Below are 21,431 nucleotides of genomic sequence, written 5' to 3' on the forward strand. Positions count from 1 at the left end.
TATGTGAACAGAAAACTTATTAGTATTAGAAACAAAAAGAAAAAAATAGAAGAGAAATTGAAAGATTTAAATGCAAAATACAAGGAAATTTGCGATGAAGAAATACAAGTTGAAAATGAAGAAATAATTGTAACTCTTAGGAGGAACAATATTAGCTTGGAAGAATTAATGGAGAAAATCAATGATAGAAAAAGAGAAGAAAAATTAAAAGAAAAGGAGAACATTCATAATGAAGAAATTTAATACGAACAGACTAAGAGCCTTTTTTATGGCTCTTTTATTAGTTTTAACATCAACCTCAACTACTAATGTACTAGCTAAAGCTGATGATACAGATGGTAGTAAAAAAGTGATAGAAAGTTCAATAAGTAAAATTAGTGATTTAGAAAATCAGATCAAAGACTTAAATGATAAGAAACAAGAAGACCAATCAAAAATAGATGAGTTAAAGGGAAAGTTAGAATCTTGCAAAGATAATGGAGAGAAACTGAAACAAGAAAAAGCTAAGCTAGAAGAAGAGATTAGAGATAAAGATAATAAGATTGCTCAATTGAATAAAGAAATTGAGGAACTTAAAAATTCTAACAATGATGAACTAATAGCAGAAATTACTCAGCTTAAAGATGAATTAAAAAGATTACAAGATGAAAATGTAAAACTAAAAGAAGATTATTCATCTACAAAATGGGAGTTAGAAGCTGAGAAAGAGAATACCGATAAAAACGAAAATAAAATCAAAGAAATGCAAGAAAATCTTGAGTCTTTAGAAGAGGAACTTGCAAAGAAGACTAAAGAAATTGAGGATAAAGATAATAAAATTAAGGGGTTGGAAAAAGCTCTTGATGAAAAAGATAATAAGATAAAAGAATTAGAGTCTAAAAAGAAAGAAACAGAAAATTCTAAGTCAGAATGCTTTAAGAAGATTGAAGAGCTTCAAAAGGCTATTGATAGTTTAAAAGAATCTTCTGAAAATACAAAAAAAGAATTAGAAGAGAAAATTAAAGAACTAGAAGAAAAACAAAAAGCTTCTGAAGAAGAAATTAAAAAGCTAAAAGAAGAATTAGATAAGAAAATTGAAGAAGCAAAGAAGTTAATCGAGGAAGCAAATAAAAAAGCTAAAGAAGAACTTGAAAAGCAAGCTAAAGATGAAAAAGAAAAAAATATAAACCAAGACTTATCTAAGAAATTAGATGAACTTCTAAAACTCCAAAAAGAAAATAAAGAGAAGAAAGAAGATAATAAATCTCAAGATAAAAAATGGGACGAACTATTGAAAGCTGATGACAAGAACATTCTAAATCAAATTGATCTTAACAAGATGAAAAAGCAAGAGGAACAACAAGGTAAAAAACAAGTTAAAAATGAAAAAGAATTTGCAGTTTTCCAAGTAGACAAAAACTTTTATAACATTATTAACAAAGATGGTAAGACAACAGTCTATATGGATGTAAAAACTTATGTGGATCAAGGAAGAACTATGATTCCAGTTAGATATATTGCCTATACTCTAGGTTTTAATGTTGAGTATGACAACTCTACTCGTGAAGCCATTTTCTCAAATAAAGAGAATAATATCCTGGCTAAAAAGACATTAAGACTAAATATTGATACTGGTGTTATGAAAGATTCAGATGGAAAGGTCTACAATTCAGATGTTAAGCCAGTTATTATAAATGGAAGAATTCATGCTTCAATTTCAAACATTGCAAAAGCTTTTGGAGCTAGTCATGGGGATATTAAAGATGGTAAAAACCAAACAATAGAATGGGACAATACTAGAAAAGCAGTCTATGTATTTAAAAATGTAAAATAAGAAAGGATAGAAAAATGAATAAGAGCATTAAACGAGGAGTAGCCATAGCGTTACTCCTTTTTACATTTACAGTACCAGCAACTACATTTGCGATGACAAATGAAGGACAAATAGAAAGTCAAAATGAATCAATCTATGAACCACAAAAAGAAGAATTTGAACAAATGTTGAAAGATGATGTTTTTACACCATCAAAAGAAGAAATTCCTTATCAAGATGTTCCAAGAATACCAGGAAATACAAGTGAAACAAATAAGCCTTCAAATAATCCTCCTAAGAAAACACCGCTTGTAAAAGGTGGTAATACAAAGGCAGTAAATAATCTTGCGACACAGGAAAATAAGGCAAGAGGTTCAGTAATTGAAAATGTAGATAGGAATGGAAAAGATATTACACCAAGTGGAGACACAGAAAAAGATAAAGAAAATCCAGTAGATGTAAGACAATTTTTAACATTTCAAACTAAAAGTGGAAAAACTATGCATCTAATAGTGGATCACTCATCAAATCAAGATAATGTAAGGTTATTGACAGAAGTAGGAGAGCAAGACCTACTTAATATGATTGAATCAGAAAATAAAAACACTATAAAGGTTGAAGAGCCTAAGAAAGAAGAAGTGAAAAAAGAAGAGCCCAAGGCTGTTCCAGTAAAAGAAGAAAAGACAAGTGGAATAGGTTCATTTCTAATTGTTTCACTTGTAATTGGAGGAGTAGTAGGAGCAGGATACTATTTTAAGGTAGTTAAAGCAAAAGAAGATAGAATGTTGGAAGACTTTGAAGAAGATGATGAGGATTATATTAGTGAGTCAGAAGATGAATCTGACAATGAAGAAAGTCATGAAGAGTCTTTAGATGAAGATGATGAACTATTATAAGGATATGAAAATTTAATCTAAATTGATTATTTCTCCCGAATATGATACAATATTCGGGAGAAAGGTGGTGCAAAATGAATTCCTATTTAGATCAAATAAAAAATAGAATTAATGATTTTGATAGCAGAAAAGTTTTTATAAACAATGATTTCTTAGATATAGCAGGAAATGAAACTGTTCGTAGAACTTTAAATCAACTAGTTAGTGAAAATAAAATAAAAAGAGTAATTAATGGATTCTATTATAATCCAATATACAGTGAATTAATTGGAGAGTATGAAGCAGTATCAATTCACGAATTAGCACTTGCTATAGCAAGAAAATACAATTGGAATATTGCACCATTTAATAGCACAGCCTTAAACCTATTAGGACTTTCAACACAAGTACCAACTCACTATAAATATATATCTAGTGGCAGATATAAAGAATATAAAATTGGAGATACGGTTTTAGAATTTAAAAAAGTAAATCCAGGAGAAATTGCTAATATGTCTTTGAAGACAGCGACTATAATTCAAGCAATTAAGTCTTTGGGTAAAGAAAATATAACAAGCGAAGTTATGCAAAAGATAAGAGAAAACTTAACTGAAAAAGAAAGAATAGACTTAATGAACGAATCAAAATCAGTGCCAGCATGGATATATGAAGTGATAAGGGAAATTTGTGAGGGTCAAAATGAATAAGTTTTATATAGAAAACAAGGACGATTTAAGAGTTTTAATAGTCAATACTGCAAGAAAGAAAAATATATCTGAAGCAGTCATTGAAAAAGACTATTGGGTTACTTTTATCTTAGACTATCTATTTAATGAAAATAAATGGAAAGAATATTTAACCTTTAAGGGTGGAACATCACTTTCAAAGTGTTTTGGACTTATAGAAAGATTTTCTGAAGATATAGATCTAATCTTAGATTGGCGAGTATTAGGCTATGAAGAAAAAGAACCATGGATTGAAAGGTCAAATACCAAACAGGATAAATTCAATAAAGAAGTTAATGAAAAGACAGAAATATTTTTAAAAGATGAATTATTAAAAGTCTTAGAACAAGATTTAAAGAACTTAGGTTTTGAATTTTCTATAGATAGTATAGATCCACAAACAATTCTATGTAAATATCCTAAAATTTTTGAATCTAATTATTTGACACAAAATATAAGACTTGAAATAGGAAGTCTTGCAGCATGGACACCTGCAATTGAAGTGGGAATCTTGCCGATAATTGGAGAAGCTTATCCAAATGTATTTAAAGAAAAAACTTGCATAAGAACAGTATCAGCAGAGAGAACCTTTTGGGAAAAAGCAACAATTTTACACCACGAAGCAAATAGACCAGAATCTTCTCCAATGCCACACAGATATGCAAGGCACTTTTATGACTTATATAAAATAGCAAATTCGGATTTTAAAAACAAAGCTTTAGAGGATAAGGAGTTACTAAAGAAAGTGACTGAATTTAAAATGAAATTTTATCCTAGGAAGTGGGCAAGGTATGAAGAAGCACTAAATGGTAGATTAAGGATAGTCCCACGAGAGTACCGATTTTCTGAAATAGAAAAAGATTATAAGGCGATGTCAGAAATGATATATGGAGAATATCCAAACTTTGAAGAGATTATAAAAGTTCTTCAAGAATTAGAAAAAGAAATTAATAAGTAAATAGAATTCTCCCGAAAATAATACGATATTCGGGAGAAAAACTTTGAGCGAGAGAGAAATCTTTCGCTCTTTTTTTATTTATGGAGGTATTAATGAAGTTAGTAATAGCAGAAAAGCCAAGTGTAGCAGTTACAATTGCAAAAGTAATTGGAGCAAGAACAAGAAAAAACGGATATTATGAGGGGAATGGATACATTGTTTCTTGGTGTGTAGGTCATTTAATTCAAATGGCAAGTCCAGAAATACACGACGAAAAATGGAAGAAATGGACAATAGATACTCTTCCTATAATCCCAGAAGAATATATTTATGAAGTATCTAAAAGCACTAGAAAACAATATGGGGTTTTAAAGAAACTTTTAAACGATAAGAACATCAACACAGTTATAAATGCTTGTGATGCTGGAAGAGAGGGAGAACTTATTTTTAGGCTTGTATATAATCAAGCTAAATGTAAGAAGAAGATTCAAAGACTTTGGATATCTTCAATGGAAAACAAAGCTATTGAAGATGGATTTAGAAATCTTAAAGACGGAGAAAACTTTGAAGACTTATATAGATCAGCAAGTGCAAGAGCAATTGCGGATTGGTTAGTGGGAATGAATTTAAGTAGGCTTTATTCTTGCATTTACAAGGAAACATACTCAGTTGGTAGAGTACAAACACCAACCCTATATTTAATAGCTAAAAGGGATAGTGAAATAAACCTATTTAAGAAGCAAAAATATTATACGGTAGACCTATCTTATGGAGAATTAAAACTTGTATCAGATAGGATTGATAAAATTGAAGTTGCAGAGCAACTATTAAATCTGCTAGAAGATGAAATAGTTATTACAGAGGTAGAAGATAAAGAAATAAGTACAAAAGCAGATAAACCTTATGATCTCACTACCTTACAAAGAGAAGTAAATAAATATTTTGGGTATTCAGCAAATGATACTTTAAATCTAGCACAAGGTTTGTATGAAAAAAAGCTAATCACATATCCAAGAACAGATAGCAGGTATCTAACCGATGACATGGTTAATACTATGAAAGAATTATTAGAAAGACTTGAAGAAGATTTTAAAATCAATGAATCAAACTTTAAGTCTATTTTTAATTCATCTAAGGTTACAGACCACTATGCAATTATTCCTACTATATCTGGCATTGGAAAAGCCAAAGGTTTATCTGATAAAGAAAGCAAAATCTATAATTTAATTAAGAATAAATTACTTGCTTCATGTTCGGATAACTTAAAGGAATCTAGCAGAAAAATCAGATATGAATATGACAAGTTTAACTTCAATGCAAGTGGCAAGACTGTAATCGATGAAGGTTATACAAAGTATTTAAAGACTTATGGAAAAGAAAGACAAGAAAATGAATTACCAGATATAAAGACTGGAGATAAAATTAAGCTAACTTCTAAAAATATATCTGAGAAATTTACAAAAGCTCCAAGTCATTATAATGAAGATACACTTTTAAAGGCTATGGAAAATGCAGGAGTAGAATCCTTGGATAAAGATATAGAAGTAGAAAGAAAAGGCTTAGGAACACCAGCTACAAGAGCAGGAATTATCGAAAATCTTATCCATAAGGATCTTATAAGAAGAGATAAGAAAAATCTACTTGTAACAGAAAAAGGCAATAGACTTGTATCGATTGTAGAGGATAAGTTTAAGTCGGCAGAAACAACATCTGAATGGGAAATGAAACTTGTAAAGATTAGCTCTGGCGAAGTTGATAAAGAAGACTTTTTAAGAGAAATAGAAGATAGTATAAGGGAGCTTGTAGATAGGTACAAGAATAATCTAAATGAATAAGGTGAAAATATTAGAGCTTTTCGGTGGCATAGGTGCTATTAGAAAGGCTTTTATTAATTTGAAGATACCTTATGAAGTAGTTGATTATGTAGAAATAGATAAGGCTTGTGTTAAATCATATAACGCACTTTATGGAGAAGGTTATAAGTCGAAATCAGTAGTAGGATATAAAGTACCTAATGAGAAGATAGACTTAATTATGCATGGAAGTCCTTGCCAAGATTTTTCAAGAATTGGAAAAAAGCAGGGAGGAGCAAAGAATTCAGGAACTAGATCAAGCTTACTATTTGAAACAATTAGAATTATTAAAGAAATGAAAGAAAAACCTAAATGGATAATTTGGGAAAATGTAAAGGGAGTCCTTGATAGAAATATGAGGGACTCCTTTTTTATTTATCTAAAAGAGTTAGAGATCCTAGGATATGAAAGCAAGTATGAAATCTTAAATGCAATGGACTTTGGGATACCTCAAAAAAGAGAAAGGATATTTGTTGTTTCATGTCTTGGAGCAAATAACTTTTCTTTTAATAAATTGGAGAGGAAAGAAACAAGACCACTAAGTAAATTTTTAGAAAATGATGTAAGTGAACTTTATACAATGACCCAACCTTATATGCTGAAATTTTTAAATAAAGGCATAGATAACAGTTTTAGAGGGCGACTCAAAGTGATTAAAGATTTTTCTTATACTATTTCTACAAAACAGATGAGAGTACCTAATTCTGGAATAATAGATATTGGAAATGGTAAATATAGGTATTTAACAGAAAGAGAATGTTTAAGACTCATGGGTTTTGATGACAGTGATATTGACAAGCTAGAGGAAGTACATCCAAGAAGAAAAAATTGTACTTCAAGCAAGCTATATAAGCAGGCCGGCAATTCTATTGTGGTTGATGTTTTAATGGCTATTATAAAAGAAATTCGTAGAATGGAGGTAGGAAATGCAAGTAAATGATTTTAAGAATATACAAGAAGCTATAAAGTATGAAGTTTTGCAAGATGAAAAAGAATATTTAAAACTCTTAAAAGTTATAGGTAACAATCAGAAATATGATTTTTCTAGCCAATTGAGTATATATAACAAGGAACCTGAAGCTAGAGCTTGTGCGACTTTTGACATGTGGAAGAAATATTTTGGTCGAGTTGTTATGAGAGGTCAAAAGGGTATTCCAATTTTAGTTGGAAGTGATGTAAATCAAAGAGTTTCATATATTTTTGATATTAGTCAGACCACATCAATGGATAGGAATATTAATGAGGTTAACTTATGGCAGTTTGACCACGAAAACCATAACGAGTCTTTAAAAGAAATAATAAGAGATTCTTCATTTGAAGCTAGTGATTCACTCAATGAAAATATATTTTCTTTAAGTCGAATTTATGGAGATGAATATATTAACTTGACTCTTGCTGATTTGAGAATAGATATAGAGGATAGACTTAGTTTTGAAAAGTTTATGAGGGACTCAATATCCTATGCAGTAGCTAATAGGTTTAATACAGTCTATCCTATGGATATGGAAAATTTAAGAAATAATTTTTCTAGGATTAATACAATTTCTTTAGAACAGATAGGTATTGTAATATCAAGGGTTAGTGAAGATATTATAGATAGAACAATAGAAAAATCTAAGGAAATGGATCGTGCTAGGCTGCTGACAGAAAGGTCCGTTGCCGACTATAATAGAGATATAGAAAATACAAATGAAGATAGAGGAGGTCAAGATGATTTATATAGACGAGATGATAGGTCAAGAAATAGAGATGGACGAGTTTTCACAGATGGAAGCGACAGAGGAAATAGCGATGAAGATCGAAGAGAAAGCCTTGGATATGATGGAGAAGGATCTGGAATTTATGGAGAGATTTCCGAATCCGACTTACGCAGTCCTAAGACTGTCTTACCTAGTAGGGAGCGAGGACATGGAGAACTGGAAGAAACTTCAGGAAATGTACGAGGAGAAAACACTTTTGAACCATCTGAAGGAAATTCAAGATCAGGCAGTGGACTTTATCAAGAGAGAGAAAGTCAAGATGATGAGAGCACAAGGATTGACAGAGAAGATGATGAGAGAGAATCCAGAGGAATACCAAGGACAGATGAACAACTTGATGGCAACAGTGAAGAGAATGGCAATCAAGGAATACGTGGAAGCTTAGAAAATGAAATAAGCCAAGAAAAGGAAGCTGATGAAGCTTCTTTTTTTGATGGCAACAATATTGAAAAAAGAAAAGACTACTGGATTGTAGAATTTAATGAAAACCACGAATTAGTTCCCGATTATAGTGGGCAGATAGTAACCAAAGAATTAATTAATGTCCTAAGACAAAAAGATATTGATGTTAAAGACCATAATCAAACTCTTGGAGAAAATGAATTTGGAGAAATGACTGATGATTATATCGGATATTTCAAATTCTATTTTGACCACTATGTAGACGGCGAAGTTGTCGAGCATTATAGGATTGACCTTGGAGATGGTGAAGAAGTTAATGAGCGTGAATTTTCATATTTAGAAGAGCAAGTTGCACTAAGTGAGGAAAAAGCTTCACAAGAAGAAGTTAAGGAAAAGATAGAGCCTAAGTTTAAGATAGGTGATCAGGTTAGATATAAAGATAAGGACTTTACCATTACAGATTTTGATGAACTAAGTGGAGGACTTAAAACTGTAACCATTAGAGATAATATGGAGTATATGGGAGGTATGATTAGGGGTTCGGAAGTAATTCCATATAGAAACGATTCATACCTTGAAGAAATCTTTGAAAATCTAAGTCAAACATCAGAAAAATTAGCAGTAAAGGTTGGAAAAGAATTTATTTTAGAAGATAAGAATATCTTTGATGGAATTAACTTAATTGAAGCTGGAACTAAGGTAGAAGTTAATGGGGAAGAATTCCCTTTATATAAGGGTGAAACATTTGAAGAAAGTAGAAAGATTGATGACCTTTTAGATAGTGGAAACTATGAGATATATAAGTTATCGGATCATGAAAAACAAATTGAAAGACAAGTAGAACAAGAAAGCTTTATTGATAACTACAATCCTGAAATTGACCAAATGATGGATAGGTATGATGTCCCAAGAGAAGCAGCCGAAAACTTATTGAGGGGTAAAGAAGATTTAAAGAATCTAGGATATGAACCTAATAAGGAAAAGCTAAGTTTTGCTAGAAATTATGACTTGAGAAATCATATCTACTCAGAATACCTTACACCATCAGAAAGGCTAGATAAAAATATAAAAGCTATTAAAATTCTCAAAAGACTTGAAAATGAAAATAGGAGTCCAAGAGAGTATGAACAAGCCTATCTTGCTAATTATTTAGGTTGGGGAGGTCTTGCCGATGTCTTTGATGAAGAAAAAGGAGGACAATGGCTCGAAGCAAGAAATATTTTAAAAGAAAATTTAACGAATGAAGAGTATTTAAATGCTAAAGAGTCTACTTTAACATCGTTTTATACACCTAGAGAGGTAATGGATGGAGTATATAAGACTCTAACAGATATGGGTTTTAAGACTGGGAATATCCTCGAACCATCTGCAGGGGTCGGTAATTTTATTGGTAATATGCCAAGTGAAATACAAGGCTCTAAAGTATATGGAGTAGAAAAAGATATCCTAAGCGGAAGGATAGCAAGAGAACTTTATCCTGAAGCTAACATTCAAATTAAAGGCTTTGAAGAAACAAACTTCTCAAATAACTTTTTCGATTTAGTTATAGGAAATGTTCCCTTTGGAGATTTTAAAGTTAACGATCGTGAATATAACAGAAATAACTTTCTGATTCACGATTATTTTTTTGCAAAGTCAATAGATAAGGTTAGGAATGGAGGAATTATTGCCTTCATAACATCATCTGGAACTATGGATAAAAAAGATGAATCTGTTAGAAAATATATTAATGCAAGATGTGAATTTTTAGGAGCTATGAGGCTACCTAATACAACATTTAAAGGACTTGCTGGTACAGAAGTTACTTCAGATATTATTTTCTTAAAGAAGAGAGATTCAGTTATAGAAAGAGATGATGATTGGATACACCTAGCAACTGATAAAAATGGTTTGACATACAATAAATATTTTGTAGATAATCCTCAGATGGTATTAGGGAATATGAAAGAAGTATCTGGTAGATTTGGCAATACTATTACTTGTGATGAAAAAGAAGATGAAAAGTTAAAAGACTTAATGGATATTGCAAGTAAGGAAATATCTTCAAATTCAAAATATGAAGAGGTCGAACTATTGGAAGATGAAGAATTAAGTCTTCCAGCAACAGATGATGTTAAGAATTTTTCTTACACTATTATTGATGAAGAGGTCTACCTAAGAGAAAACTCAGTCTTAATCAAGCAGAATATATCAGATAAAAATAAAGAAAAAATAAAAGATTATCTTGATGTAATGAATGCTTTAAAAGATGTAATAGAAAAACAAAAGGACGATTTTAATGATGAAGAAATAAAAGAATCACAAGCAAAGTTAAATGAAGTCTATGATAACTTTTCAAAGAAACATGGCTTTATTAACTCCCTATCAAACACTAGAGCCTTAAAGGAAGACTCAAACTTTCCTTTAGTATCATCAATAGAAATACTTGATGATGAGGATAATTTCAAAGCTAAGAGTGATATATTCTCAAAAAGAACAATTACAAAGGCAAAGGTAGTAGACCATGTAGATACTTCCCTTGAAGCCTTAGTCTTATCAGTTTCACAAAAAGGATATGTAGACTTGGAATATATGGAATCTATCACAAGTAAAGATAGGGACACTTTAATTGGTGAACTTGAGGGCGAGATATTTTTAGACATTAAGGAGACAGACCTAATAAATAACAGAATGCCCTTTGAAAATTTTGACAATGACGATCCATTTCATTTTTCATATGTATCGGCTGATGAGTATTTAAGTGGAAATATTAGAGAAAAGATTGGCTATCTCAATTCATATATTGGAGAAATTGAAAATGTAATAGATTTAGCACCTTCTGAAAAGAAAGACACATTATTAAATGAGTTAGGCAAGCTCAAATATCAAAGAGAAAAATTACAAGAAGTTATGCCTGAAGAACTAACTGCCTCTGATATAAATGTAAGGTTAGGAGCAACTTGGATACCTCAAAAAGATATAGAAGACTTTACTTTTAATCTTTTAAAAACACCAGGTTACGATAGGTGGAATATAAATGTTAGGTTCTCACCACATACAAGTGAATGGAACATTGAAGGTAAAAGTGTTGACTCAACAAATGACCTTGCTAATATGACTTATGGTACAAGTAGAGTGAATGCCTATAAGCTAATTGAAAATGCTCTTAATCTAAAAGATACAAAAGTATTTGACCAAGTAATAAATGATGATGGTTCTAAGACTTCTGTATTAAACAAAAAAGAAACTATGCTTGCAAGTCAAAAGCAAGAACTGATTAAAGAAGAATTTAAGAATTGGATATTTGAAGATCCTGATAGAAGATATAGGCTAGAGAAGATTTATAATGAAAAATTCAATTCAATTAGAAATAGAGAATTTGATGGTTCTAACTTAACTTTTGATGGAATGAATACTGAAATCAGACTTAGAGAGCATCAGAAAAATGCCATAGCAAGAACTCTTTATGGTGGAAATACACTACTTGCCCATGTTGTGGGAGCAGGAAAGACATTTGAAATGGTAGCTTCTGCTATGGAATCTAAAAAGTTAGGACTTGCAAGTAAATCATTATTTGTAGTTCCTAACCATCTAACCACTCAAATTGGTAGAGAGTTTATGCAGTTATATCCGTCAGCGAACATTATGGTGGCCGATAAAAAAGACTTTCAACCTAAAAATAGAAAAAGATTTATTGGTAGGATTGCAACGGGAGAATATGATGCGGTCATCATAGGACACTCTCAATTTGAAAAAATACCAATGTCTAAGGAATACCAGGTAAGGCATATACAAGACCAAATAGATGATATAGTTTCCTTTATTGACGAGAATAAAAGAAATAGAGGGGAAAATTTTACCGTTAAACAACTAGAAAAGACAAAGAAGAAACTCTTGGTAAGACTTGAAAAGCTAAACGATGACTTTAAAAAAGATGATGTAATAACCTTTGAAGAACTAGGAGTAGATAAGTTATTTATAGACGAAGCCCATAATTACAAAAACTTATTCTTGCATACCAAGATGAGAAATGTTGCGGGTATCGGTCAGAGTGAAGCCTTTAAGTCTTCAGATATGTATATGAAATGTAGGTATATGGATGAAATGACAGATGGCAAGGGAGTTGTATTTGCTACTGGTACACCAATATCAAATTCAATGACAGAGCTTTATACTATGCAAAGATACCTTCAGTATGACGATTTAAAGGCAAGAGGATTAGAACATTTTGACGCTTGGGCTTCTACTTTTGGAGAAACAGAAAATACTTTTGAATTATCTCCAGAAGGCACTGGATATAGGCAAAAGACAAGATTTTCAAAGTTCTATAACTTGCCAGAACTGATGTCTATGTTTAAAGAAGTAGCAGATATAAAGACTTCAGATATGTTAAATTTGCCAGTTCCTGAAGCAAATTTTGAAGTTATTAAAACAAAACCTACTGAGGAACAAAAAGAAATATTAGAAGCTATTTCAGAAAGAGCTGACGCGGTTAGAAATAATCAAGTCGAGCCAACAGAAGATAATATGCTAAAGATTACAAATGATGGTAAAAAACTTGCTCTTGACCAAAGATTAATAAATCCACTACTTCCCGATGATCCTAATTCAAAGGTAAATGTATGTGTTAAAAACATCTTTTCGATCTGGGATAAGACAAAAGAAAATTCATCGACACAATTAGTGTTTTCAGATATGTCCACACCAAAAAGAGATGGAGAATTTAATATCTATGATGATATTAGAAATAAGCTAGTGAATATGGGGATACCTAAAGAAGAAATAGCCTTTATCCACGAAGCGGATACAGATAAACAAAAAGATGAATTATTCTCCAAGGTAAGAAGAGGAGAAGTAAGAGTATTATTAGGCTCTACTCAAAAAATGGGAGCAGGTACTAATGTACAAAACAAATTAATAGCCTTACACGATTTAGATGTTCCATGGAGACCGTCTGACCTAGAGCAAAGAAGTGGTAGAATTGTTCGTCAAGGTAATGAAAATGATAAGGTAAATATCTTTAGATATGTAACAGAAAATACCTTTGATGCCTATTTATGGCAGACAATAGAGAATAAGCAGAAATTCATATCTCAAATTATGACTTCAAAAACTCCAGTAAGAGTTGCAGAAGATGTTGATGAAGCAAGTCTATCTTATTCAGAAATTAAGGCTTTAGCTACTGGTAATCCTCTAATTAAAGAAAAGATGGATTTAGATAACGAAGTTACAAAACTAAAAATGCTGGAAGCAAACTACAAGTCTAATAAATATAAGCTTGAAGATAAGGTAAATAAAATTTATCCTCAAAGTATTTTAAAAACTGAAATGGAAATACAAGCAGTTAAAGAAGATATTGCAAGTGTTGAGAAATTAGGAGAAGGAGATAGTAAATTCACTTCAATCAGTCTTGGTGCAAATAAAATTTTAGATAAGAAAGAAGCTGGAGAGAAGCTATTAGAAGAAATAAAAAAGGTAAAGATAAATGATAGCAAGGTCATTGGTAAATATAGGAATTTAGACTTACAAGTTTCATATAACTTTATGACTAATACTCACACTTTTAAACTTCTAGGAAAAGCAGAATACTTCGGAGAGCTTTCAAACTCTACTGATGGTAATATAACAAGGCTCGATAATGCCATTGAAAAAATTCCTTCAAGACTTGAGAGGTTAAATCAAAACCTTGAAAACTATAAAGAATCTTTAGAAAATGCCAAGGTAGAATTAACCAAACCATTTGAAAAAGCAGATGAGTTAAGGGATAAGACCCTAAGACTAGCTGAGATTAATAAACTTTTAGATATGGGAGAAGTAGAAGAACTAGAAAACCAATCACCATTATTAGAAGATTTAAAGAGGGCGATAGTTGATTATTCTAACTATGAGTTTTCAGAATCTAATAGTTATGAAGACTTTGACAAACTATACCCTGATTTAAGTCATATAGGACTTGCCTATACAGAAACACCTGATGGTAAGCACTCGATTCAATATGAGGTAAATTTGGAAGAAAAAACATGGACTCAGTATGTAGATAATGTTGCTATTAGAACAGAAGCTTTTGTAGAGGAAGATATATCTAATTCACAAGCTATTAAAGATATGACCGAAGCCATAAAGATGTCAAGTTTTGATGATCTGGTATCAGTAGATGAAGAAGATTTAAAACAAGCTCTAGGACTAGAAATAGATGATGACGGAAACTTCTATGATCCACTAGCAAAAGATCTTGATAATGACGGAATACCAGATAGGTATGACAATGATTTTAAAGATAGTGATTACTTTGAATCAACCTATGATGTAGAGGATAATCTTCACGCAAAGGAAGAAAAACCATCAATATTGGGACAAATATCAAAATTTAAATCTGAAGAAGAAAAAGATAAAAATCAAGAAAAAAACGAAAAAGGACAAGAAAGGTAGAGGAGGGCTAAAGGCTCTCCTTATTTAGTACAAGGAGGAAATTATGGAATACAAAGATATTAGAGAAAACTTAGAAGAAATGATGAATGATAACTACAAGGATTTTATAAAAGCACTTGTAAGCATAGAAAAGGGTGTTACTGATGAAAAAGCACTTGAAGAAGTCTATGTTTTATATATGAACAATGACACAACAGGTCTACTAAGTGATGACTTTGACTATATGATAGATAATATGAAAGAACAAGGTAAGATTGTTGAAAATACCAATGAACTTGAAGAAAAAGACGACCTCATAAATCTCGTGGGTAATATAGTAGGTCAAGTAGAAAATCTTGAAAGAGAAAATGCTAATGGAGAAAAGTTCAAAGTAAGTAACTTTTCTCTTGTTTCAAAAGATGACGATGGGAATAAAATTTATACCAATTGTTCAGCCTACGGAGATAAGGCAAAAGATTTAGAGAACTTAAAACAAGGAGATTTTGTTAAAATATTTGGTCAAGTAAAAACAAGCATTGACAACAATGGAAAGGAACATAAAAATGTCCGTATTTTGTCTTCTAAGCTCTTAAAAGCAAAAGAACAAGTAAAGAGTCAAGATAAAGATAAAAAGTCCATATTAGGGCAAATAAAAAGCTTTAAGGCAGATGGCAAAACTAAGTCAACTAAGAAAGAACATAGCAAAGGCGCAGAGAGGTAAATATCGGCAGTCTTCGGACTGCCTTTATTTTTTGCTCATTTTTTAATCTAATTTATTTAGGTCATATATGCATATCCACTTAAACTCATACAAAAATATTGCTTGTAAAAAAAATACTTAATCACAATAATCGCATTTTAACTTGTGATCCTTGCAAGCTAAATGACGAACTTCACTAGGAAGTTTTCCCTTGTATCTTTTGTAATAAATGGAAAATTTGCTATGGGATGTATATCCAACAGATTCTGCTACTTCCTTTATAGGAAGTTTAGTATTTAACAGAAGAGTTTCAGCTACATTCATTCTTTTTCTTTGGGTGTATTCTGTAATACTTTGACCATATTTTTCTTTAAACAAATTCTTTAATTTTGTTCCGCTCATTTTAGATATTTTTTCAAGGGTTTCCTGATTTACAGTCATGGCAAAATGATCATCTAAAAACCTGGATACATCTTCAAGTGCTTTATTATCGTCAGACTCAATTTTATATTTTTTTCTATTTAAGTATGTGTCAATGACTATACTCATCCATTCATTTGCCTTTGCTTTAAAGAAAAAATCAGCGGCAGGAGCGTCCATCTTACAATTTAATATTTCCATTGCCACTTTTTCTAAGGACTTTGTAAGTATTATTTGATTTGTTTGAAGTAAAGCCCCATAAAATGATTCCGGATTAATATTAATGGATGACAGGTGTTTTTCTAAAAGTTCTCTTTTAAATCCAACAGAAACAGTGAGATAGTAACTATTCTCGTGTAATAAAAATAGAAAGTCATCTTCTATATTGTCAAAATCAAGAGTATATAAGGAGTTTGGCGTCAAAGTTTGATAAGGGTTAAATTTTTCGCCGTTTGCACTTACAATATAGCTAGAGCATATCGAAACATAGTTTTCCATACTATAAGTACTATTTTGAATAACTTCTTCTTTGATATAAAAATCGTGGATATCAATAATAAATCCATTTCCTTCATAAAACCAATATAGGCCTTCTGCATTAATTGAATCATCTTTACTCCAACAAAATGTATGCCCTGCACTTGAATATTTCTTATTATTTTTACATTCATCTACGTTCATATATTCTTTTACAAAATCATAATATGTCATAATACACTATCCCTTTTAGACAATATTCCAATTAGCCTTATTAATTCAAAACTATTGTATTAGTAATTATAACTGATGTATAATAAAAATGCAATGATAATTATTATCGTTCAGGCGAATTTGAATCTAATAGGAATATTAAAGGAGGAAAATATGAAAATTTATAAAAGGCTTTTTTCCTATGTGCCTGAAGAAAAACATAATGGATATATAGCAGTTTTTTTATCAGCACTATCTGCATTTCTAATGGTGTACGGATATTCGTTACTGTATAAACTTTTAAGAAGTTCAATTGTTGAAGGAGATTTATTAGTAGCTAGGACTTTGTCCATTCAAGCTGTCTTATATTTGACGATAGGGGCACTAGTTTACTTTTTGTCAAACTTTTTTTCTCATAAACTTGGATTTCGCTTAGAAACTAATTTAAGAAAAAAAGGTATAGATGGACTTACAGGAGCAAGTTTTCGCTTTTATGATTTAAACCCATCTGGAATTATAAGAAAAACTATTGATGATAATGCAGCTAAAACTCATACGGCAGTAGCACATATGATACCAGATAACTCTCAAGCTTTTTTAATTCCAGTATTATCTTTAATACTTGCCTTTTCTATTAGTAGCAGAGTGGGATTAGTTATTCTTATACTAACAATAGTAGGGGCTCTTATTTTAAAGAACATGATGGGTGGAGGAGAGTTCATGGAATACTACCAAAAATCCTTAGAAATTTTAAGTGGTGAAACAGTTGAATATGTCAGAGGCATGCAAGTTGTTAAAATATTCGGAGCTACTGTAGAGTCTTTTAAAACTCTTTATAAGGCGATTAAGGATTATTCTAAGTATGCTCTTGATTACTCAATTAGTTCTAAAAAACCTTATGTTCTATATCAATGGATATTTTTTGGAATTATTGCAATTTTGTCTATCCCTTTAGTTTTTACCATAAATAAAGTTAATAATGCTAATTTGCTTATTGTTGAACTATTCATGATTTTGTTTTTAAGTGGAGTAATGATGGTTTCATTTATGAAAATTATGTGGGCTAGTATGAACATCTTTAACGCTAGGTATGCTGTAGATACTTTAGAAGACTTATATAAAAAAATGAATGAAGATAAATTAAATTATGGAGAGATTGGTGATTTCAAAAACTATAATATAGAGTTTGAAAAAGTGAATTTTTCTTATAATGAAAACAAAGTACTAGAAAATTTATCTTTTAAATTAGAAGAAGGAAAAAAATATGCTTTGGTGGGTCATTCAGGATCAGGTAAATCGACTATTGTAAAGCTATTATCTGGTTTTTACAAAGTAGATAGTGGCAGTATAAAGATTGGAGAGAGACCCTTAGAATCTTATAGTAAGGATGCTCTAATAAACACAATTTCTTTTGTTTTTCAGGATAGCAAACTTTTTAAGACATCTATTTACGAAAATGTTGCTCTTGCTAATAGAAAGGCAAGTAGAGAAGAAGTTATGAAGGCTATGGAACTTGCCGGTTGTAATGTTATTTTAAATAAGTTTCCTGAAAGGGAGAATACCATGATTGGCTCAAAAGGAGTCTATTTATCAGGAGGAGAAAAACAGAGAATTGCTATTGCGAGAGCCATGCTCAAGAAATCTAAAATTGTAATTATGGATGAAGCTAGTGCTTCTATTGATCCAGACAATGAGTATGAGCTTCAAAAGGCCTTTAAAAACCTTATGAAAGATAAAACAGTTATTATGATTGCCCATAGGATGAGTAGTATTCGTTCTGTTGATGAAATTTTAGTTTTAGAGAATGGAGAAATAATTGAAAGAGGCAGTGATCAAGAACTTATTTCAAAAGGTGGAAAATATAAGGAATTATTAGAGCTTTATGACAGTGCAAATCAATGGAGGGTTAAAGATGAGGAAATTTTATAAAAATCGCTTTTGTCTGACTGATAAAGGGGCTAAAGATCTCACTAAATCTACTATATCAAGTTTCTTGGTCTACTGTATTAATATGGTTCCTGCCTTTATTTTAATGATGTTAACAGATGAGCTTATTTTGAAAAATGTTAAAAGCCCTTATTTATATTTTGGTGTTTCTGTTGTTACATTAGTATTAATGTATGTTTTGTTAGCCAAAGAATATGATGATCTTTATACTACAACTTATGAAGAGAGTGCTAATTTAAGAATAGATATTGCAGAAACTCTATCAAAACTTCCCCTATCCTACTTTTCAAAACATAATTTATCAGATATATCTCAAACGATTATGGCAGATGTGGAAAAAGTAGAACATGCTATGAGTCATTCAATACCTAAAGTAGGAGGAATGGTTTTATTTTTCCCACTAATTGGAATTATGTTAATGATAGGTAATTTTAAGATGGGGCTTGCAGTAATGATCCCAACTATTTTAAGTTTTATACTAATACCTATTGCTAAAAAGTCGCAGGTAAAAGGAAACAAGAAATATCACAAGGTACTTAGAGAAAACTCAGAAAAATTCCAAGAAACCATTGAACTTCAACAAGAAATAAATAGTTTTAACTTATCCGATGAAGTGAGGTCTTCGTTATATATGCAGATGGATGAAAGTGAAAAAATACATCTTAAAGTTGAACAAGGCTCTCTTTTTGTAATGGGTTTATCCTCTGCTCTTGGCTTTGTAAGTATTGCAGTAGTTAGTTTTGTTGGGATTAGCCTTATTCTATCTGGGGAGATTGACATTTTATATCTCTTAGGTTATTTAATGGCTGCCATAAAGATAAAAGATATTTTCGATTTATCAAAAGAAGGATTATTAGAAGTGTTCTATATAGATCCAAGTGTTGAAAGGATTAGGGAGATTAAGGAAACAAAAATTCAAGAGGGTAAAGATGTAGAACTGAATATGTTTGATATAGTCTTCAAAAATGTAGCTTTTTCTTATGATGATAATCAGGTTTTAAAGGACATTAGCTTTACTGCGAAACAGGGAGAGGTAACGGCTCTAGTTGGAGCTTCTGGCTCTGGAAAGACAAGTATATTAAGATTAATATCAAGATTATATGATTATGATAAAGGTCAAATTTTAATAGATGGAAAGGATATAAAAAACATTTCCACAGATTCTTTATTTAAGAAAATATCTATTGTTTTTCAAGATGTTACTTTATTTAACTCATCTATATTAGAAAATATTCGTATAGGTAAAAAAGATGCCAGCGATGAAGAAGTTGTAAAGGCAGCTACCCTTGCAAATTGTATGGATTTTATTAATAAACTTCCTAATGGGTTAGATACAGTTATAGGAGAAAATGGGTCAGAGCTTTCTGGTGGTGAAAGACAAAGACTTTCTATAGCTAGAGCCTTTCTGAAGGACGCACCAATACTTATATTAGATGAAATATCAGCAAGTTTAGATGTGGACAATGAAAAGAAAATCCAAGAGTCTTTAAATAATTTAATTAAAGATAAAACTGTTGTAATCATTTCACACAGAATGAAATCCATAGAAAATGCTGACAAGATAGTAGTTCTTGAAAACGGAAGAGTAGAAAGCGAAGGTAAGCATGAAGAGCTTTTACAAAAATCAAAAGTTTACAAGAATTTAATAGAAAAAACAAAAATGGCAGAAGAATTTATTTATTAGGAGGATTAGAATGAATAATAAAAAGTTAAAAGGAAAAGATGTTATTACGATAGGTATATTTACTGCAATATATTTTGCAATCAATTTTGGGTTTATGCTTTTAGGAGGTCTCCATCCATTAATGTGGATACTTATGCCTGGCTTTATAGCCTTGGTTGGATCTATACCATATATGATTATGGTTCAAAAAGTAAAAAAAACAGGAGCAGTCATAATAATGGGAGCTATTGTTGCTATAATATACTATTTAACTGGTCAGTTTAGTTTAATAATAATTGCATCATTAGCAATTGCTAGTATTTTGGCAGAAGTGATAAGATACCTATCAAAGTATGACAGTTATAAATGGAATTCACTTTCATATGCTTTCTTTTCATTAGGTATGATAGGTTCTCCAGCACAAGTATGGATTCTAAAAGATGAATTCATATCAAAAATTCTTGAAATGGGGATGCCAGTAGATTATGTTAATATATTAAAGACTTTTATTAACACACCGATGTTAATTGTATTAATTGTAACACCGTTTGTTTTTGGACTATTATCTTGTGGTATTTTAAAATCATTTTTATATAAAAATTTTGAGGCAAGGAATTGAAATGTCCAAGCGATTAAAATTAGATCCTAGAACATCAATAATATTGCTTTTATTAGTAAATATATTTCTATTTAAAAGTAGATCGTTGGCAAGTGAATTAATTTTAATGAGCTATTTGTTGATTATTTTGACAGTTTGCGGAAATTTTAAATCGGGATTAAAAGTATATTTAACTTTTATTACTTTTTTAATAATAAATTATTTTGTTTTTCCTTATTCACCCAAGTGGATCGTAACGACATTTATTGTACCTGTTTCTTATGCAAGGAAGATTTTTCCTTGCATAATGGCAGGAACATTGTTATACAAAACGGTGACAGTAAGAGGAATTGCAGGAGTTTTTAGGAAATTTAAATTTTCAGAAAATTTTATTTTGGCATTTATGATAACTTATAGATATTTTCCCACATTAAGACAAGATATACATTGTGTTAGAGAATCAATGAAGATTAGGGGGATTAGTATGATTAAAAACATGGATATATTTGTTGTACCTATAATAAATTCTGCAATTGATATGTCTGAAGAGTTATCTAAGGCAGCTGTAACACGAGGAGTCGAGAATCCAGGTAGAAAAACAACTATAATTGATTTTAAATTCACTGTTTATGATGTATTAGTTATTTTATTTGTTGTTTTAATTATGGTTATATTTTAGGTG

At 30.8% G+C, this 21,431-nt stretch carries 13 protein-coding genes and 1 pseudogene; 13 read left to right on the plus strand and 1 reads right to left on the minus strand.

What is annotated here, in order from left to right:
- Window positions 1–3: 3 nt before the first annotated feature.
- The 9 genes and pseudogenes from WF803_RS07535 (at window position 4) to WF803_RS07575 (ending at window position 15,452) form a co-directional block, all read left to right on the plus strand.
- Window positions 4–243: a hypothetical protein gene (locus WF803_RS07535; RefSeq protein ID WP_001080402.1), complete on the plus strand. Its 240-nt coding sequence runs from the start codon at window positions 4–6 to the stop codon at window positions 241–243.
- On the plus strand, window positions 230–1,813 hold the full coding sequence (locus tag WF803_RS07540) for a stalk domain-containing protein (RefSeq protein WP_001913622.1): 1,584 nt from the start codon (window positions 230–232) through the stop codon (window positions 1,811–1,813). Before WF803_RS07535 ends, WF803_RS07540 begins: the two co-directional genes overlap by 14 nt.
- A gap of 14 nt (window positions 1,814–1,827) precedes the next feature.
- Window positions 1,828–2,688 (plus strand): CD1107 family mobile element protein, encoded by an 861-nt coding sequence (locus WF803_RS07545; protein WP_489610881.1) that lies wholly within the window; start codon window positions 1,828–1,830, stop codon window positions 2,686–2,688.
- Window positions 2,689–2,762: 74 nt separating this feature from the next.
- Window positions 2,763–3,374, plus strand: a complete 612-nt coding sequence (locus tag WF803_RS07550) for a DUF6088 family protein (protein WP_001089847.1) — start codon at window positions 2,763–2,765, stop codon at window positions 3,372–3,374.
- Window positions 3,367–4,350 carry a nucleotidyl transferase AbiEii/AbiGii toxin family protein gene (locus tag WF803_RS07555; protein ID WP_001032312.1) on the plus strand — a complete coding sequence of 328 codons (984 nt, stop codon included), beginning with the start codon at window positions 3,367–3,369 and terminating at the stop codon, window positions 4,348–4,350. Before WF803_RS07550 ends, WF803_RS07555 begins: the two co-directional genes overlap by 8 nt.
- Before the next feature lie 92 nt (window positions 4,351–4,442).
- Window positions 4,443–6,164, plus strand: coding sequence for a DNA topoisomerase 3 (locus WF803_RS07560; protein WP_489610882.1), 1,722 nt, complete (start codon window positions 4,443–4,445; stop codon window positions 6,162–6,164).
- Window positions 6,157–7,122: a DNA cytosine methyltransferase gene (locus tag WF803_RS07565; protein WP_489610883.1), complete on the plus strand. Its 966-nt coding sequence runs from the start codon at window positions 6,157–6,159 to the stop codon at window positions 7,120–7,122. The genes WF803_RS07560 and WF803_RS07565 overlap by 8 nt, the downstream gene beginning before the upstream one ends.
- Window positions 7,123–9,472: 2,350 nt before the next feature.
- Window positions 9,473–14,752: pseudogene (locus tag WF803_RS07570) on the plus strand (helicase-related protein); the annotation flags it as partial.
- A 43-nt stretch (window positions 14,753–14,795) separates the two neighbouring features.
- The gene (locus tag WF803_RS07575) at window positions 14,796–15,452 is read left to right on the plus strand and encodes a DNA-binding protein (RefSeq protein WP_489610884.1); all 657 of its coding nucleotides are present in this window, start codon (window positions 14,796–14,798) and stop codon (window positions 15,450–15,452) included.
- A gap of 117 nt (window positions 15,453–15,569) precedes the next feature.
- On the opposite strand, the gene WF803_RS07580 is transcribed toward WF803_RS07575, so the two are convergent.
- Window positions 15,570–16,562: a helix-turn-helix domain-containing protein gene (locus tag WF803_RS07580; protein WP_489610885.1), complete on the minus strand. Its 993-nt coding sequence runs from the start codon at window positions 16,560–16,562 to the stop codon at window positions 15,570–15,572.
- 153 nt (window positions 16,563–16,715) lie between these two features.
- Here WF803_RS07580 and WF803_RS07585 point away from each other — a divergent pair, with 153 nt between their 5' ends.
- The 4 genes from WF803_RS07585 to WF803_RS07600 are packed head-to-tail and all read left to right on the plus strand — an operon-like array spanning window position 16,716 to window position 21,428.
- Entirely contained in the window at window positions 16,716–18,470 is a 1,755-nt protein-coding gene (locus WF803_RS07585) for an ABC transporter ATP-binding protein (RefSeq protein ID WP_010815635.1), read from the plus strand.
- Entirely contained in the window at window positions 18,454–20,172 is a 1,719-nt protein-coding gene (locus WF803_RS07590; protein WP_010815636.1) for an ABC transporter ATP-binding protein, read from the plus strand. The genes WF803_RS07585 and WF803_RS07590 overlap by 17 nt, the downstream gene beginning before the upstream one ends.
- A 10-nt stretch (window positions 20,173–20,182) precedes the next feature.
- Window positions 20,183–20,770: an MptD family putative ECF transporter S component gene (locus WF803_RS07595; protein ID WP_489610886.1), complete on the plus strand. Its 588-nt coding sequence runs from the start codon at window positions 20,183–20,185 to the stop codon at window positions 20,768–20,770.
- Window position 20,771: 1 nt separating this feature from the next.
- Window positions 20,772–21,428, plus strand: a complete 657-nt coding sequence (locus tag WF803_RS07600) for an energy-coupling factor transporter transmembrane component T (protein WP_047199702.1) — start codon at window positions 20,772–20,774, stop codon at window positions 21,426–21,428.
- The last annotated feature ends 3 nt before the right edge of the window (window positions 21,429–21,431 follow it).

It is taken from the genome of Aerococcus sp. BD502, from assembly GCF_057919555.1.

Excerpts from the sequence above, each read along its gene's own strand:
- WF803_RS07540 (WP_001913622.1), top strand. The coding sequence starts at position 230 with ATGAAGAAATTTAATACGAACAGACTAAGAGCCTTTTTTATGGCTCTT.
- WF803_RS07595 (WP_489610886.1), top strand. The coding sequence starts at position 20,183 with ATGAATAATAAAAAGTTAAAAGGAAAAGATGTTATTACGATAGGTATA.
- WF803_RS07590 (WP_010815636.1), top strand. The coding sequence starts at position 18,454 with ATGAGGAAATTTTATAAAAATCGCTTTTGTCTGACTGATAAAGGGGCT.
- WF803_RS07580 (WP_489610885.1), bottom strand. The coding sequence starts at position 16,562 with ATGACATATTATGATTTTGTAAAAGAATATATGAACGTAGATGAATGT.
- WF803_RS07555 (WP_001032312.1), top strand. The coding sequence starts at position 3,367 with ATGAATAAGTTTTATATAGAAAACAAGGACGATTTAAGAGTTTTAATA.
- WF803_RS07600 (WP_047199702.1), top strand. The coding sequence starts at position 20,772 with ATGTCCAAGCGATTAAAATTAGATCCTAGAACATCAATAATATTGCTT.
- WF803_RS07560 (WP_489610882.1), top strand. The coding sequence starts at position 4,443 with ATGAAGTTAGTAATAGCAGAAAAGCCAAGTGTAGCAGTTACAATTGCA.
- WF803_RS07550 (WP_001089847.1), top strand. The coding sequence starts at position 2,763 with ATGAATTCCTATTTAGATCAAATAAAAAATAGAATTAATGATTTTGAT.
- WF803_RS07585 (WP_010815635.1), top strand. The coding sequence starts at position 16,716 with ATGAAAATTTATAAAAGGCTTTTTTCCTATGTGCCTGAAGAAAAACAT.
- WF803_RS07545 (WP_489610881.1), top strand. The coding sequence starts at position 1,828 with ATGAATAAGAGCATTAAACGAGGAGTAGCCATAGCGTTACTCCTTTTT.
- WF803_RS07565 (WP_489610883.1), top strand. The coding sequence starts at position 6,157 with ATGAATAAGGTGAAAATATTAGAGCTTTTCGGTGGCATAGGTGCTATT.
- WF803_RS07575 (WP_489610884.1), top strand. The coding sequence starts at position 14,796 with ATGGAATACAAAGATATTAGAGAAAACTTAGAAGAAATGATGAATGAT.